13 protein-coding genes are annotated in these 15575 nt (G+C 37.1%); 5 read left to right on the forward strand and 8 right to left on the reverse strand.

Features of this window, described 5'->3' with window-relative positions:
• Positions 1-118: 118 nt before the first annotated feature.
• Positions 119-394 carry a Txe/YoeB family addiction module toxin gene (locus XEN7305_RS12105; protein ID WP_006509717.1) on the reverse strand — a complete coding sequence of 92 codons (276 nt, stop codon included), beginning with the start codon at positions 392-394 and terminating at the stop codon, positions 119-121.
• On the reverse strand, positions 388-636 hold the full coding sequence (locus XEN7305_RS12110; RefSeq protein ID WP_006509718.1) for a type II toxin-antitoxin system Phd/YefM family antitoxin: 249 nt from the start codon (positions 634-636) through the stop codon (positions 388-390). Before XEN7305_RS12110 ends, XEN7305_RS12105 begins: the two co-directional genes overlap by 7 nt.
• Positions 637-714: 78 nt before the next feature.
• Between XEN7305_RS12110 and XEN7305_RS12115 the strand changes: the two genes are divergently transcribed.
• From XEN7305_RS12115 to glnT, 4 genes are all read left to right on the forward strand, one after another.
• Complete coding sequence (locus XEN7305_RS12115) at positions 715-1725, forward strand: alpha/beta fold hydrolase (protein ID WP_006509719.1); 1011 nt, start codon at positions 715-717, stop codon at positions 1723-1725.
• A gap of 64 nt (positions 1726-1789) precedes the next feature.
• A complete protein-coding gene (locus XEN7305_RS12120; RefSeq protein WP_006509720.1) occupies positions 1790-2041 on the forward strand; it encodes a type II toxin-antitoxin system Phd/YefM family antitoxin in 252 nt (83 codons plus the stop codon).
• Positions 2042-2299 (forward strand): Txe/YoeB family addiction module toxin, encoded by a 258-nt coding sequence (locus tag XEN7305_RS12125; protein ID WP_006509721.1) that lies wholly within the window; start codon positions 2042-2044, stop codon positions 2297-2299. It begins immediately after the preceding gene.
• A gap of 90 nt (positions 2300-2389) precedes the next feature.
• Complete coding sequence (gene glnT / locus XEN7305_RS12130; protein WP_006509722.1) at positions 2390-3691, forward strand: type III glutamate--ammonia ligase; 1302 nt, start codon at positions 2390-2392, stop codon at positions 3689-3691.
• A gap of 18 nt (positions 3692-3709) precedes the next feature.
• On the opposite strand, the gene XEN7305_RS12135 is transcribed toward glnT, so the two are convergent.
• From XEN7305_RS12135 to XEN7305_RS12160, 6 genes are all read right to left on the reverse strand, one after another.
• Positions 3710-5149, reverse strand: a complete 1440-nt coding sequence (locus tag XEN7305_RS12135) for an S-layer homology domain-containing protein (RefSeq protein WP_006509723.1) — start codon at positions 5147-5149, stop codon at positions 3710-3712.
• 123 nt (positions 5150-5272) lie between these two features.
• Entirely contained in the window at positions 5273-7165 is a 1893-nt protein-coding gene (locus XEN7305_RS12140; RefSeq protein WP_006509724.1) for an EAL domain-containing response regulator, read from the reverse strand.
• A 42-nt stretch (positions 7166-7207) separates the two neighbouring features.
• Positions 7208-9115, reverse strand: coding sequence for a GGDEF domain-containing response regulator (locus XEN7305_RS12145; protein WP_006509725.1), 1908 nt, complete (start codon positions 9113-9115; stop codon positions 7208-7210).
• A gap of 16 nt (positions 9116-9131) precedes the next feature.
• Positions 9132-11861, reverse strand: a complete 2730-nt coding sequence (locus tag XEN7305_RS26625; RefSeq protein WP_006509726.1) for an ATP-binding protein — start codon at positions 11859-11861, stop codon at positions 9132-9134.
• A gap of 152 nt (positions 11862-12013) precedes the next feature.
• Positions 12014-13150, reverse strand: a complete 1137-nt coding sequence (locus XEN7305_RS12155; RefSeq protein WP_006509727.1) for a TRAP transporter substrate-binding protein — start codon at positions 13148-13150, stop codon at positions 12014-12016.
• A gap of 16 nt (positions 13151-13166) precedes the next feature.
• Positions 13167-14294 (reverse strand): TRAP transporter substrate-binding protein, encoded by a 1128-nt coding sequence (locus tag XEN7305_RS12160; protein WP_006509728.1) that lies wholly within the window; start codon positions 14292-14294, stop codon positions 13167-13169.
• Between the two features lie 101 nt (positions 14295-14395).
• Between XEN7305_RS12160 and murG the strand changes: the two genes are divergently transcribed.
• Positions 14396-15457: an undecaprenyldiphospho-muramoylpentapeptide beta-N-acetylglucosaminyltransferase gene (gene murG, locus XEN7305_RS12165; protein WP_006509729.1), complete on the forward strand. Its 1062-nt coding sequence runs from the start codon at positions 14396-14398 to the stop codon at positions 15455-15457.
• Positions 15458-15575: the final 118 nt, after the last annotated feature.

Raw genomic sequence — 15575 nt, forward strand, 5'->3', positions numbered from 1 at the left:
AAATCTCATGACGCACAAAGCGCCAAGCTTTGCTGAGCGCAATTTATTTTTTAGCGATCGCGTATGGTCTTGGTTTCATCTTGTCGAACTCAGGTTGATTCAAGAAAATAATCGTCTTTTACTCTCCATAATGCGACCACATTCGAATAATTTTAACTGTATATTCCGCATCAATTACTTCATATACCAAACGGTGCTGTAAGTTTATTCTACGAGAATAGGCACCTTTCAAATCTCCCTGAAGTTTTTCATAGCTAGGAGGATTGGCAAAAGGATTTTGCTTGAGAATCTCTAGTAGTTTTTGGGTTTTTGGTTTTAATCCAGCAGCAGCAATTTTTTTAGCATCTTTTTGGGCCAATTTAGTAAATTTTAGCTGCCATTTGCAATCTACCACTCTAATTCATCCTCTGATAGACAATCCTCAAGGGGAGTTGCCATACCTTCTTTAATAGACTCTTTCATTCCTGGAATAGATTCCAAATATAGGGTTTCTTGTATGCTTTCCCAATCATCCTTAGAGATCAAGACTCCATCACCTTTGCGAGAAGTGATAATACAGGGTTCGCTATCTTGATTGATTTTCTCTAACAACTTAAATAAGTTGGCTCTGGCGTGACTTGCAGTATAAATATCCATGAATTTAATGTTGATTATTGTACTGTTTATTGTACATTTTTCGATCAATAATTACTGAATACCTAACCAAAACTTAGTATGGAACCAAGCCGATTTACTCTTAAAAACTTCAACTTGCAATGTGGTGCAACTTTACCTGAAGCAAACCTTATTTATCAAACTTACGGCCAGTTAAATAGCGACAAATCCAACGTCATTCTGTATCCCACTTCCTACGGTGCACAACATCCAGATATCGAATGGCTGATTAAACCTGACAGCATTCTCGATCCAAACCAGCATTTTATTATCATTCCTAATATGTTTGGGAATGGTTTATCTAGTTCTCCTAGTAATCATTCAGACTGTAAATTAGCAGAATCAGGTTTTTACTTTACCCATCTAGACAATGTTCGAGCGCAAAAACAATTACTAGATAGTCTGAAAATTAAGCAATTAGCTTTGGTTTATGGTTGGTCGATGGGAGCACAACAAGCTTATCATTGGGGAGCATTATATCCAGATATGGTAGATAGAATTGCGGCTCTTTGCGGTACAGCTAAAACCACTGACCATAATAAAATCTTCCTACAAAGTTTACGTACAGCACTAACTGCTGATCAAGCTTGGAATGGTATTATCTTTGAAACTATTCCTGATCGCGGATTTAAAGCTTTTGCTCGTATTTATGCGAGTTGGGCAGCTTCGCAAGCTTATTATCGTCAGGGAATTTATTCTCAGTTTGGTTATGATTCATTGGAAGATTATTTAATTCGTGGTTGGGAAGCCAATTATCGCAAACGTGATCCGCATAATTTATTGGCAATGATTGATACGTGGTTGCATTGTGATGTTAGTAACAATTCTATTTATCAAGGAAATTATGAAAAGGCATTAAAATCAATTACTGCTAAAACTTTCGTCATGCCAGCAACCACAGATTTATACTTTACCCCCGAAGATTGTAAAGCAGAAGCGGATTTAATTCCTAATGTAAAATATTTACCAATTCCTTCTATTTGGGGACATCGAGCAGGAAATCCTTATCAAAATCCTGAAGATGAAAACTTTATCAAAGAAGCCATCCGTGAATTATTAGAAGATAAATAACATAAGTGACATTTTTCATATATTTGTTAGTATTGTACGTACATGAGTACAAGCACAATCAACTATGGAAATAATTAATTATTCAGAGGCAAGACGAAACTTTAAGGCTGTTTTAGATCGAGTGGCAGATGATCAAGATTGCACTGTGATTACGAGAAGTGGTGTAGAAGATGCAGTAATCATGTCTAAATCTCAATATGACTCGATCATGGAAACTTTATATTTAATGAAATCGCCTGCTAATGCTCAACATCTACTAGAGGCGATCGCTCGCGACAAAGCTGGCGAATATGAGCAACATGATATTTTGGATTAAATGCGTGATTTATATTGGGATAACAAGGCTTGGCAAGATTATTTATATTGGCAAAATCAGGATAAAAAAACCTTGAAAAGAATTAACAAATTAATTCAAAATTCTTTGACTACTCCCTTTGAAGGAATAGGCAAGCCAGAACCTTTAAAAGAAAATTTGTCGGGTTATTGGTCGCGTAGAATTGACGAAACTAATCGACTTGTTTATAGAGTAACGAATGATTATATAAAGATTATTTCTTGTCGATATCATTATTAATAAATATTCTTACAGTAGTAATAGTTACAAACCTCTGTAGACGATCACCCTCATAGTAATAATTATTTGTGTGAGGTGTAGATTATCAAGATGCTGTTATCAGAATTGGCTCGCGATCGCGGAATTCGTTATTTTTTAATTTCTTTTACCGATTTATTTGGAGTACAAAGATCCAAGCTGGTTCCGGCTCAAAGCATCGATGAGATGGCAGAAAATGGTGCTGGATTTGCTGGATTTGCCGCTTGGTTAGATATGACTCCGGCTGATCCTGATATTTTAGCCATGCCCGATCGCGATAGTCTTTTTCAACTCCCCTGGAAACCTGAAGTAGCTTGGATGCCAGCAGATCTTTGTGATATCCATGGTCAACCGATGATAGATACGCCTCGGCTCCTACTCAAAAAAATGGTTGCAGCAGCAGCAGATCAAGGATATCGCATTAAAACAGGAGTTGAATGTGAGTTTTTCTTACTATCAGGCGAAGCACATCAAATTTCTGATTCTAGCGATCGCGCCGCTAAACCTTGCTATGATCAACAAGCCTTGATGCGTCGTTATGAGGTAATTAGCGAAATTTGTGATGGCATGCTGTCTTTAGGTTGGAAACCCTATCAAAATGATCATGAAGACGCCAACGGACAATTTGAAATGAATTGGCATTACGATGATGTTCTGGTCACCGCAGATCGCCAGGCTTTTTTCAAGTATATGGTGAAGAGTATTGCAGAAAAACATGGATTTAATGCTACCTTTATGCCCAAGCCCTTTGCTACCTTGACTGGTAATGGTTGCCATACTCATCTCTCCGTTTGGGATAATGAAGGCAAAATTAATTTATTTACTGATACCACTGGAAGTTCTGAGCTTTCTACTTTGGGCTATCAGTTTATTGGGGGAGTTTTAGAATCCGCTGCTGCTTTATGCGCCTTTGCTAATCCATCTGTCAATTCCTACAAAAGAATTAATGCTCCCGTGACCTTATCTGGTGCAACTTGGTCGCCCAATACGATTAGTTATGGAGGGAATAATCGCACTCATACGATCCGCATTCCCGATTTCGGTAGATTTGAATTACGTTTGGCTGATGGTGCCGCGAATCCTTATTTACTTGCTGCCGCAATTATTGCCACAGGTTTAGATGGCATCGAGCGCAAAATTGATCCAGGCGATCGCTGTGATAATAATAGTTACGATAGTCCACCCTCGGATTCGGTTAAACTTCTACCAAATAATCTGTTAGATGCTTTACGCTGTCTGAAATCAAACGTCATTTTGACTGAAACTTTGGGAACATCTTTTGTTGAATCTTATTTAAAATTGCAGCATCAACAGTGGAATCAATATAGTCATCATATTTCTAGTTGGGAATTGGAACATACGCTGGATTGTTGATGCTTGTTGACCAACTATTTAATTAATTGAGATGTCCAATAATTCTTCCGCACTAATTCCGTCATCTTGATACCCAAAATACCAAAGAGAAGCCGCAGCTTCGGCGCGGGTTACACCTTTTTTCGGTTGAAACAAAGTAGTGAAACCAAAAACTCTTCTCACATTAGAGCGATCGCCATTTTGATAATCACTAAATAAGGCTCTAATCGCTTGAGAATCTATCTTGGCAACATCCTGAAAGCCCCAAGTTTCTTCAATGGTTTCAATCGAAGCTTTGGGCAAAGCCGCACGAAGATCTAACGGCACTTTCCAGCTAATAAGATCTTCTCTAGTTAAGGCCGCATCTGGCCTAAATAAGACATTATTACTATCACTAGTCAAGATTGAGGGTATCAATCCAGCTTCAGCTAAACCTTGAATCTCTCCAAAATCAGGATCGTTAATGTCAATATCTTTGAAAGCTGTTTGACTTGTTTTCTTGGTCAAATGGATTTTATTACCAGGGGAATTTTCATGAAATTTATTATTAGCCGATACTAGCCAGCGCACATAATCGCGACGAGTAATCAGTTCATTGGGAGCAAGTTGTGGGGGCGAATCTTTGGTTTGAGGGGTTAAAATTCCTAGAGCTGCAACATCCTGAACAGCCTGTTGTAATTGCTCTCTAACTTCTGCTAAATCAGCAAAATTAGTTGTAGTAGTTTGAATCGCATCGGAACCAGTTGCCAGCTCAGGTATCACTGCCGTTGCTTCTGGGTAGTCTTCTGCGCTATTGGGTAGGACTTCAGACTCGATATTCGGTTCTAAATCTGTGCTGCTTAGATTAGGGATAAAAGGTTTATAGGCAATATCAATTTTAGTTTGGGAGCTATTATCCTCGTTAGTATCTAATAACTCAGCTAAGGATATTTTGATTTTGAGATTGTTTTTACTAGCGATTGTGCTTTGACTATTACCATCTGGATCTAAACTGAATGGCTGAATAATTTCCCATTCTTGAGTTTGTAGTTGTGATTGATAATAATTGGCAACATCTGTGATATTGTCTAGCGATCGCAGCGTTAAGCTTCCAGACTCTGCTGTTAATTCTGGGTCGGTTTGCTGGAGTTCAGCTTGGGGATAGAGCGGAATTTCTTCTGGGAGAGTTGTGGGGAAGTCTGATAAATCATTAGAGGAAAGATCCTCAGTGATTTGTTCAGAGTTAGAGGATGGAAGAATTTCTGGTTCAGGCTCTGTTTGATTATTTTCGGATTGCGAACTCGTCTCCTGATTATTTTGAGAACTGTTGACAGTAGAATTGGGACGAGGATTTTCTGAGTTTTGCTCTCTGCGCAAATTAGGATCAGCGTTCACAAAATTTTCAAGAGCTTCACTATTGCTACAAGAAGTAAGCAGACTCAATACGAGAAGAGTGATTGTTGATCTTAAGGCTTTTGGCTGGAGTCTTCTAGCTAACATTCTCTAATTAACAATTAGGGGTATTGAGGAAATTCCTTTAAATTGTAACGAATACTCCCTTAAAACCAAAACAAAAGCTTAATAACTTTTATTTCCCATAACAGGATTAACATCTGCCCTCGTTCAGTCTAATTCCTCATTTTCTCGTGACTGAGTAAGATTAATAGCCTTGGGCGATCGCGACTCAGAATGTTCTAATTCAAAGGGAACTTTACTCGATGAAATCATTAATTCAGCAGATTCTGGATTAAGAGGCCGAGAGAAGAGAAAACCCTGACCAAACTCACAACCTAAAGCATTCAATTGCTCCAATTGGGTCTTTTTCTCAATACCTTCACTCACAACCTTAATTCCTAAAGTATGAGCGAGACTAATAATAGTTCGGACAATCTCAAAATTATGCTCATGGTCATCCATAAAAGAAACAAAAGAACGATCAATTTTTAAAATATCGATGGGAAACTGAGGTAAATAACTTAAAGAAGAAAAACCCTTACCAAAATCGTCAATACATAATTCTATTTGTCTAGTTTTTATTTGAGATAAAAGATGCATAATTTCATCACTATCTTGCATCAACATACCTTCGGTGATCTCCAATTTAATAGAATGACCAGGCATTTTATTTTGAGCTAAAATTTTGTCTATAGTTAACAAAAAATTTGGATGTTTTAATTGGTTAACCGTTAAATTAATGCTAATAGTTAGCTTATGGCAATCGGGGAATTTATTGTGCCAAATACTTAGCTGATAACAAGCTTGATTGAGAATCCATTCCCCCAAAGGAATAATTAATCCTGTCTCTTCGGCAATGGGAATAAAATCATCAGGATTAATCAAGCCTTTCACTGGGTGATGCCAACGAACTAAAGCTTCAAATCCTGCCAACTTTCCAGTTGTCAAACAGATAATAGGTTGATAAAAAAGACCAAATTCCTTTGCTTTTAATGCTTTTCTAAAATCATTTTCTAACTCTAGACGTTGGATCGCGCGAATATGCATTTGCTCATTAAAAATTGCATATCTTGCCTTGCCTTGTCCCTTCGCCTGATACATTGCGGTATCGGCATCCCTCAGTAGTTCAGAACTTTGTTGATATTCGGTAGAACCTAAAACAATACCAATACTTGTCGTAGTAGTGATCAGATGAGACTCAAGTTTAAAAGGTTTTTTACATGCTGCAACAATTCTATCGGCAACTGCGATCACATTATCAGATTCTTTAATATTTTCCAACAAGATAGTGAATTCATCTCCACCAATTCTGGCAATGACATCTTGAACTCTTATACATTTTTTTAAACGCTTAGCACATGCAATTAGTAAATAGTCGCCAATTAAATGCCCTAAACTATCGTTAATAACTTTAAAACGATCCAAATCGATAAATAACACAGCAAATTTATAATTTTCATCGATTTTAGATTTATTTAGGGCTTTTTGGACACGCTTCATAAACAAGCTTCTATTGGGTAATCCTGTTAATTCATCGTGAAGCGCATCATAAAGTAATTTTTTATTGATAATTGCTAGTTTTTGATTAGCAGTCTCTAATTCCAAAGTACGATCTTTGACTCTGGTTTCTAGTTCTTGATTTAAATAACGGATTTCTGCCTTGGCAGCCTGAATAGTTAATTGACTTTTGACCCGAATTACTACTTCCTTAATCCGAAAAGGTTTACTAATAAAATCGACCCCTCCCAACTCAAAAGCCTGTACTTTATTGCCTATATCATCTTGAGCACTGAGAAAAATAATCGGAATATCAGCAGTTTTAGGATTGCTTTTAAATCTTTGACAAACTTCATAGCCATTCATCCCTGGCATATTAATATCAAGTAATATTAGATCTGGCAAGTCTTTATCTGCCCCAGTTAGTGCCATTTCCCCATTTTTAGCACAACGAACTTGATAACCTTGTTGGCTTAAAGTTGTTGATAAAAGACGAAGATTATCCGATACATCATCAACAATTAGAATTTTGTGGGAGTAAAGATCGATTAGGTCAAGTTTCATCGTAATTTTACAATAATAATGATAATAATTAATTTTTTTGTATTACTTATTTTTAAGAGAATCAAATGAGGGAGATTGAGAATTTTCCAATTCAAGTTGAATGAGATTAGAAGAAATCATCAACTCTGCCGATTCAGAATTTAGAGGTCGAGAAAAGAAAAAACCTTGACCAAATTCGCTACCTAAAGTATGTAATTGTTCTAGTTGAGTCATTTTTTCAATGCCCTCACTCACTACCTTAATTCCTAAGCTATGAGCCAAACTGATAATCGTGCGAACAACCTCAAAATTATTCTCATCACAATCCATACAAGAAACGAAAGAACGATCAATTTTTAAAATATCAATGGGAAAACGAGGTAAATAACTTAACGAAGAAAAACCCTTACCAAAATCATCAATACATAAGTCTATTTCTCGGGCTTTAATTTCTGATAAAAGATCGATAATATCTGTGCTATCTTGCATCAACATACTTTCAGTTATTTCCAATTTAATTGAGCTTCCACGTACCTGATTTTGCTCTAAAATTTTGTCTATAATTTTTAAAAAATTTGGATGTTTTAACTGATCAGCAGCTATATTAATACTAATATTTAGAATAGGAAAATGGGGGAATTTATTTTGCCAAATATTTAGCTGATGACAAGCAGCATTGAATACCCATTTTGTTAGAGGTATAATGAGCCCTGTTTCCTCTGCCAGAGGAATAAAATCATCAGGATAAATCAACCCTTTAGTCGGATGTTGCCAACGGACTAAAGCTTCAAATCCCACTAATTGTCCAGTAGTTAAATGAATAATTGGTTGGTAAAAAAGTACAAACTGATTTAGTTTTAGGGCCTCTCTGAAATTATTTTCCAACTCTAGACGTTGGATCGCATGAACATGCATTTGTTCGTTGAAAATTTCGTGCCTGGCCTTCCCCAGCCCCTTCGCTCGATACATTGCGGTGTCGGCATCTCGAAGTAGTTCGGAACTTTGTTGATATTTTGTAGTACCCAAAACTATGCCAATACTGGCTGTTGTGGAAATTACATGAGCTCCGAGTTTAAAAGGTCTTTTAAATTTGGTAAGAATTTCATCAGCAACAGCTATCGCATTATTAATTGTGTCAATATTTTCTAATAAAATTGTGAATTCATCCCCGCCAATCCTAGCCACAATATCTTGGTCAGACAAACATTTCTCTAAACATTTTGCACAGGCAATCAATAGATGGTCACCAATTAAATGCCCCAGGCTATCGTTAACAATTTTAAAACGATCTAAATCGATAAATAATATAGCAAATTTATAATTGAGATCAGATTTAGATTTTTCCAAAGCTATCTGAATTCTCTTCATAAAAAGGCTCCTATTTGGTAAGCCAGTCAATCCATCATGAAGAGCATCATAAAGTAGTTTTTTTTCAAAATTATCTTTCTCCAAAATTTTTTCTTGTAGCTGCTGATTAATAATAGCTAGCTTTTTATTAGCCGTCTCCAATTCTAAAGTTCGATTGGCAACTCTAGTTTCCAATTCTTGGTTTAATAGACGAATTTCTGCTTTGGCAGCTTGGAGATTTAATTGATTTTTTACTCTAGCCAAAACTTCTTGAATGCGAAAAGGTTTACTAATAAAATCTGCCCCACCAATTTCAAAGGCTGTTACTTTATCTTGAATATTATCTTGGGCACTGAGAAAGATAATCGGAATATCAGCAGTTTTGGGATTTGCTTTCAATTTCTGACATACTTCATATCCATTCATCTCAGGCATATTGATGTCTAGTAAAATCAGATTTGGCAAATCATTTTCGGCTCCTATTAAGGCAATTTTTCCCGATTTGGCACAACGAATTTGATAACCTTTCTCAGTTAAAGTTGTAGACAAAAGACGTAAATTATCAGGTACATCATCAACAATTAAAATTTTATTTGGAGTAAGATTAATTAATTCTGGTTTCATAACAATTTGTTGATAATTACAATAGTTCCAAAATATGGTCAAAATCAAAGTTTTCAATTTTATTTTTTAGAGAAAGCATGAGAGATTGATGTTCATCAGGAATCTCTGTAATTAATTTTTCTAGTAATTCTGAGTTCAGTTGGAGGGCTGCTTCATTGAGCTGAGTTCTCCATTGATTAGGCATAATGGCCAAATTTTCACTAGTTAGTTTTTCAGAAATAGCAGATGCATTTGATTGAGAAGATATTTCCTCTTCATAAAGATAGGTGAGGGGTAAATGTTGAGCCATTTTCTCAAAGATAATCGCCTCCTTAAAAGGTTTAGTAATATAGTCATCGCAACCAGCGGCTAAGATTTCTGAGCGTTGCTTGGTAAAGACATTAGCAGTTAGAGCAATGATGGCAGTCTCAGTATTTGTCTTCTGAGCTTGAGCTCTAATATATTTCGTTGCCTCGATCCCGTTCATAATAGGCATTTGCATATCCATAAATATCAAATGGGGTTGCCATTCTTGCCAAATGGCAACTCCTTGCTGGCCATTCTCAGCTTCGCGAACTTCTAAGTTCAAAGGCTCTAATAAGTTGCTTAATAACAGTCTATTTTCCCAGCGATCTTCAATAATCAAAATTCGGTAACGATGTTGATTCTTGGCTAACCCAATAACTCTTCTGGTTTCTCGTAAATTAACAGTCGCTTGCACGACAGATTGCACAGTAAGAGTCACTCTAAAAGTCGAACCCTGTCCCAATTCACTAATGACGCTGATATTTCCCCCCATTAATTGGGCAAATTTGCGACTAATAGCAAGTCCTAAGCCGGTTCCTTGTTGTGATTTGATTCCTGATGCAGTTTGGACAAAAGGTTCGAATAAAGATTTAAGTTCAGTTTCGGCAATCCCCATACCAGTATCACTCACCTCAAACAGCAGACTAGTTAGATTAGCATTGTCATCTGCTGATTTTGCTGTTTCTAGGTCTAGAACTTTGGCCTGCAATTTAACTGTACCGACCGTTGTAAATTTGATGGCATTGCTCAGTAAATTAATTAATATTTGGCGTAGTTTACTCTCATCAGATCTGATATAGCGAGGAAGATTTTGATCTTGCACAAAAAACATGTTTAAACCTTTTTCTTCTGCTTTTAACTTCAACATCTCTTCTAGAGAATCTAGTAAAGAATGGAGATCTATATCATTGTGATACAGACTAGTTTTACCTGATTCAATCTTTGTCACTTCCAACACATCATTAATTAATAATAGTAAATGCTCTCCACTATGATTAATAATACGTAGAGTTTCTTGTTGTTTTTCTGATAAAGTGATATCGCGAGACATAATTTGGGTAAAGCCTAAAATTACATTGAGAGGCGTTCGTAATTCATGGCTAATATTTGCCAAAAAACTGCTTTTGGTATGGTTGGCTATTTCTGCTGCTTCTTTCGCTTCTGCTAAAGCAAAGGTGCGCTCTTCTAGAATATGACTGTAGTTTTCTAACTCTTGATGAGATTGTTTTAAATGATCAGTCATCTGGTTAAAAGTAGTTGCTAAAATTCCAATCTCATCTCCCGACTCAATAATTGCTTTGGCATCAAAATCTCCTTCTATAATTTGATTAGTTGCCCTGGTTAGTCGAGAGATCGGACCGGCAATCTTTTCTCTTAGTAAGATAGTCATAAAAATTGCTAATAGTAAAGCTAAAAGTACTCCGAGAAAATTATCCCATTGTGCGTTAACCAAACTATTAGTTCCTGCTTGAAGTTCCCTAGTCAAAGACTCCTGCTGACTAGCTACAATCTCTTGTAAAAGAACCAACATATTTTCAGCTAATGGCTCAGCTTTTGTTCGAAAAATAAATAAATCTTGACGATGCTTTTCTCCCTCAACTATCTCAAACATTTCATGAGGTAGTTCTAGGAAAACTTGATGATTTAAAGATATTTTATCGAAACTTTTTTTTTGCTTATTTGTCAATAAATTATACTTGCTTTGAAGTTTCTCCCAAGCTTCTTGGTTGGCTTGAAATTTAGCTGCATATTCAAAGCGAAAAGATGATTCTTGAGTAAGTAAATAGCCTCTAAGGGCAGATACTAGTAGGGCAAAAGAGCTCTGAAAACTAGCCATCTCCTTCAGTAAGATAGTATTTACAGAAGATGGCGGTCTCGTCCCTTGATCATCAATTATAGCTGTAATATGAGCCAGAATTAGATTGATTGGGGTTTCTCCTTGATCCTTTAGTAGTTGTAATGCTGGTTGATTAACATAATAGTTATCCCGTAGAGCAAATAGTTGATCTGGGATTACTTTCCATTCTTGATATTGAATTTGTAATTCCTGTAAATGCTGTTTATTATTTGGAGAAGAATAAACTTGTAATAACTTTTCCATCTCTACAAGTTCAGTTTCAAATTCCTGTCTTGCCTGTTGATAGCGATCGCGAAAGTCGGATTCTCCTGTCGCCAAATATCCACGAACATGAGATGACATTCTTAATAAGTTGGCTTCTGCTTGAGCAGAAGTTATCACTGTAGGAACCCGAATATTTTGAGTGCGCTTAATGTTTTTTGTGGCTTTCAGGCTACCAAGATAATTACGGCTTACCACCAAAAAAGTTAAGCCGACTAAAACTCCAAAACCAAGATTAAGCTTATGACTAATACTGAGATCATAAAATTTAGATCTAATTCTTAGAGTTATTTTTAGCAAATATTCTAATAACTTTTTACTATCTAAAGTTTGGATTGCCATAATTTATCTTTAATGATAAAACCGCAAAGAATGTTGCCTCTTTTATAATGAAATATTCTCTCAATAATTGGTGTGATTTAAATCTACAAACTTGGTTGTATTTTGAAATTATTTAAGTTACAAAATATCTTTTAGTTAATCGCCAAACAACGTCAAGCAAGATTCGGATGTTTCAGGGCAAAATTAGCAAAACCCAATTCATTCATGTTATTCCAAGCATAAATTTGATTTCGAAATTCTTGCCATTGTCGATAGATATTGCGAAAATCCTGATCTTTACTAGCCATTTCTTCATACATGATGAAGGCTTCTTTGTAAGATGCTTGTAAAATTTCTGAGCTGAACGGTAATAACTTAGTTCCGCTGAGGACTAATCCCTCTAAAACTTCTCCATTAACAGCATTAAATTGTGCCAACATCTTGGTGTTAATATCAGTAGCTGCAGCCTGAAAAATTTCTTGATATTCGACAGGTAACTTGTTCCATTGTTCAAGATTGACTTGAAATTCATAGCTCGTTCCCGGCTCCCACCATCCAGGATAATAATAGAAAGGAGCAACTTTATTTAGACCCAAAGTTTGATCAGCATGGGGATTTTTCCATTCTGCTGCATCAATCGTATTTTGTTCGAGGGCAGTAAAAATTCTATTTCCTGGCAAGCTTTTAATTTCAACGCCTAGCCGTTGTAAGATCTTGCCTCCTAACCCAGGAACTCTCATTCGTAAGCCTCTGAAGTCTTCAATTGTATTGACTTCCTGTTTAAACCAACCGCCCATCTGAGTTCCTGTATTTCCTCCAGGAAAATTAATGATTCCCAAATTTTGGTAAAGCCTTCTCATAGCCTCTAGACCACCACCGTAGTAAAGCCAAGCATTTTGTTGCGATGCTGTCAGTCCAAAAGGTAATGTTGTGCCAAAGGCCAAAGCACTACCATAGTCAAGGTAATAATAACTAGCTGTATGTCCACATTCCACCATATTATCTTGCACAGCTTGTAGGACTTTTAGGCCATCAGTTAGCTCTCCGGCTGCATAGGGTGTAATCACAAAGCGGCCATTAGTCATGTTGTTGACTTTTTGACATAGTAAGTCTGCGGCTTCAAACAAAATTTGTAGAGATTTGGGCCAACTAGTTGCCATCCGCCAGCGAAATGAAGGTTGGCGAGTATCAGTTTTTGGCGTATTAGCCCTAGTAATGGTTGGTTTTTCAGATTGGGAATTACAAGCTCCTAATGCAGTTGCACCAATGGCACCTAATCCAGTTTTCGTTAAAAATTTACGCCGTTTCATCTCAAAATTTCTCCTACTAAGTTAAGTTTGCTGCCTGAAAAGTAAAATTAGTAAAGCTCAGTTCATTAATCTGATTCCAATGGTAAACTTGTGAGCGGAACTTTTGCCATTGCCTGTATATTTCACGGAAAGTTTTATCTTGACTACTATATTCTTCTAGAATGGTCAGCGTCTGTTGATAGGCTGCTTCTAAGATCTCATCGCTAAATGGTAAGAAATTGGTCCCTCTCTGATTTAACCTTTGTAGGACCTTGCCGTTTTTAGCGTTATATTCTGCCAGCATAGTGATATTGGCATTGGTTGCAGCCACCTGTAAAACTTCTTGATATTCTTTAGGTAACTTTTTCCACTCAGCAAGATTCACTTCCAACTCATAAGTTGCTCCTGGTTCCCACCATCCAGGATAGTAATAATAAGGTGCTGAATCATGAAGGCCAATGATTTCATCATCGTAGGGGTTGTTCCATTCCACCGCGTCAATTTTTCCTTTAATCAAAGCAGAGGCAATTTGATCTATCGGTAAAATTTGGACTTCCACTCCTAAACGAGACATGACTTCACTTCCTAGTCCGGGAATTCTCATCTTTAAACCCTGGAGGTCTGTCACCTGGTTGATTTTGCGTCTAAACCAGCCTCCCATTTGAACCCCAGTGTTTCCCGCAGGAAAACTAATAATTCCTAAATCAGCATATATCCGATTAATTAATTCTTGACCTCCGCCATAATATAACCAAGAATTTTGTTGCTCTGCGGTTAAGCCAAAAGGAATATTCGTACCAAATGCTAAAGCAGGGTTTTTATGAAAATAATAGTAACTAGCCGAATGACCGCATTCGACTTCCCCTTCAGCTACGGCATCTAGAACGCCAAACCCTTCAACAATTTCCCCAGAAGCATAGGGGGTAATGCTAAATTTGCCATTAGTCATGGCTGTGACCTGGCTACAAATTCGTTCGGCTCCACCAAAGAGGATGTCCAAGGATTTGGGCCAACTAGTTGCCATTCGCCAACGGATTGAAGGTAGGCTATTGAGATTGGATAATGTAGACGTTGGTGATTGAGCTTGCGTTCTAGGGCTATAGAGGGCAAAAGCCCCCATTGCACCAATAGAAGAAGTCGCACCAAGTAAATGACGACGTTTCATAAAGAATTAATAACCATTGTCGGTATTTTCCTGATCTTATAATTCCCATAAATCGTTTAGAATATTGCCGTTGTCTCAAGAGAAATCACGGTAATAAATTTGTGTCTTCCCCAACTCGTTTACTTATAGCTGCTAGCGGCACAGGAGGACATTTGTTTCCTGCTTTAGCTGTAGCGGAAGAATTGTCAGACTATGAAATTGAATGGCTAGGTGTTCCCAAACGTCTGGAAAATTCTTTAGTGCCAGAAAAATATCCCCTCAACATTATTTCGGTCGAAGGGTTTCAACAAGGTTTTGGGCTTAAAACATTGAAAATTGCTTTCCGTTTTATCTCTTCGATCTTTCAAGTCCAAAAGTTAATCAAAGAAAATCAAATTGATGCTGTCTTTACTACTGGAGGCTATATTGCCGCACCAGCCATTTTGGCGGCTTGTTTACAGAAGAAACCGACAATTCTTCATGAAGCTAATTTTATTCCAGGGAAAGTTACCCGTTTGTTGAGTCGTTGGTGCAATATTATTGCTTTGGGTTTTGAAGGTACCAAAAAATATTTACCTGAAGTGGAGACTCAGTATGTGAGCACGCCTGTGCGATCGCAATTTCTCCGGCCGCAACCTTTGGATTTGCCTATTCCGAACGATGCTATTCTCATCGTAGTTGCAGGGGGCTCCCAAGGTGCAGTAGCGGTTAATAAGTTAGTTAGACAAGTAGCGCCCAAATGGCTGGAGATGGGTGCTTATATTATTCATCTTACTGGGAAGCAAGATCCTGAGGCTGGAAGTTTTGAACATCCCCAATATATCCATTTGCCTTTTTATGACAATATGGCGGGATTATTGCAACGAGCAGATCTTGCTATCAGTCGTGCTGGGGCAGGCACCTTAACCGAATTGGCAATTACAGGAACCCCGGCGATTTTAATTCCTTATCCTTATGCTGCAGAAGATCATCAAACCTATAATGCCCAAGTATTCGCAGATGCTGGAGCCGCAATTATTTATCAACAATCAGATTTGAACGAATTAACCTTGGAAAACCAAGTCGCTCAATGGCTAGAATCTCCTGACAAGCTGCAAGAAATGGTGACAAAAGCGAAAACTTTAGCCATGAAAGATAGCGCAGCTATCCTTGCTGAGATGATTCAGTCACTGGTTAATAAATGAATACTGAAAAATTGCCAAGTCCTCTACAGAGATATTATCAAACTGGATATTCATAAGCGTTGCATCTTATTTTTCTTAACATTAAACTTTGCATATTTACAGCAATATTAATATAGAG

Source organism: Xenococcus sp. PCC 7305, from assembly GCF_000332055.1.
Lineage (GTDB): Bacteria > Cyanobacteriota > Cyanobacteriia > Cyanobacteriales > Xenococcaceae > Xenococcus.

Excerpts from the sequence above, each read along its gene's own strand:
- XEN7305_RS12155 (WP_006509727.1), bottom strand. The coding sequence starts at position 13,150 with ATGAAACGGCGTAAATTTTTAACGAAAACTGGATTAGGTGCCATTGGT.
- XEN7305_RS12140 (WP_006509724.1), bottom strand. The coding sequence starts at position 7,165 with ATGAAACTTGACCTAATCGATCTTTACTCCCACAAAATTCTAATTGTT.
- glnT (WP_006509722.1), top strand. The coding sequence starts at position 2,390 with ATGCTGTTATCAGAATTGGCTCGCGATCGCGGAATTCGTTATTTTTTA.
- XEN7305_RS12120 (WP_006509720.1), top strand. The coding sequence starts at position 1,790 with ATGGAAATAATTAATTATTCAGAGGCAAGACGAAACTTTAAGGCTGTT.
- XEN7305_RS12115 (WP_006509719.1), top strand. The coding sequence starts at position 715 with ATGGAACCAAGCCGATTTACTCTTAAAAACTTCAACTTGCAATGTGGT.
- XEN7305_RS12135 (WP_006509723.1), bottom strand. The coding sequence starts at position 5,149 with ATGTTAGCTAGAAGACTCCAGCCAAAAGCCTTAAGATCAACAATCACT.
- XEN7305_RS12160 (WP_006509728.1), bottom strand. The coding sequence starts at position 14,294 with ATGAAACGTCGTCATTTACTTGGTGCGACTTCTTCTATTGGTGCAATG.
- XEN7305_RS12145 (WP_006509725.1), bottom strand. The coding sequence starts at position 9,115 with ATGAAACCAGAATTAATTAATCTTACTCCAAATAAAATTTTAATTGTT.
- XEN7305_RS12125 (WP_006509721.1), top strand. The coding sequence starts at position 2,042 with ATGCGTGATTTATATTGGGATAACAAGGCTTGGCAAGATTATTTATAT.
- XEN7305_RS26625 (WP_006509726.1), bottom strand. The coding sequence starts at position 11,861 with ATGGCAATCCAAACTTTAGATAGTAAAAAGTTATTAGAATATTTGCTA.
- XEN7305_RS12110 (WP_006509718.1), bottom strand. The coding sequence starts at position 636 with ATGGATATTTATACTGCAAGTCACGCCAGAGCCAACTTATTTAAGTTG.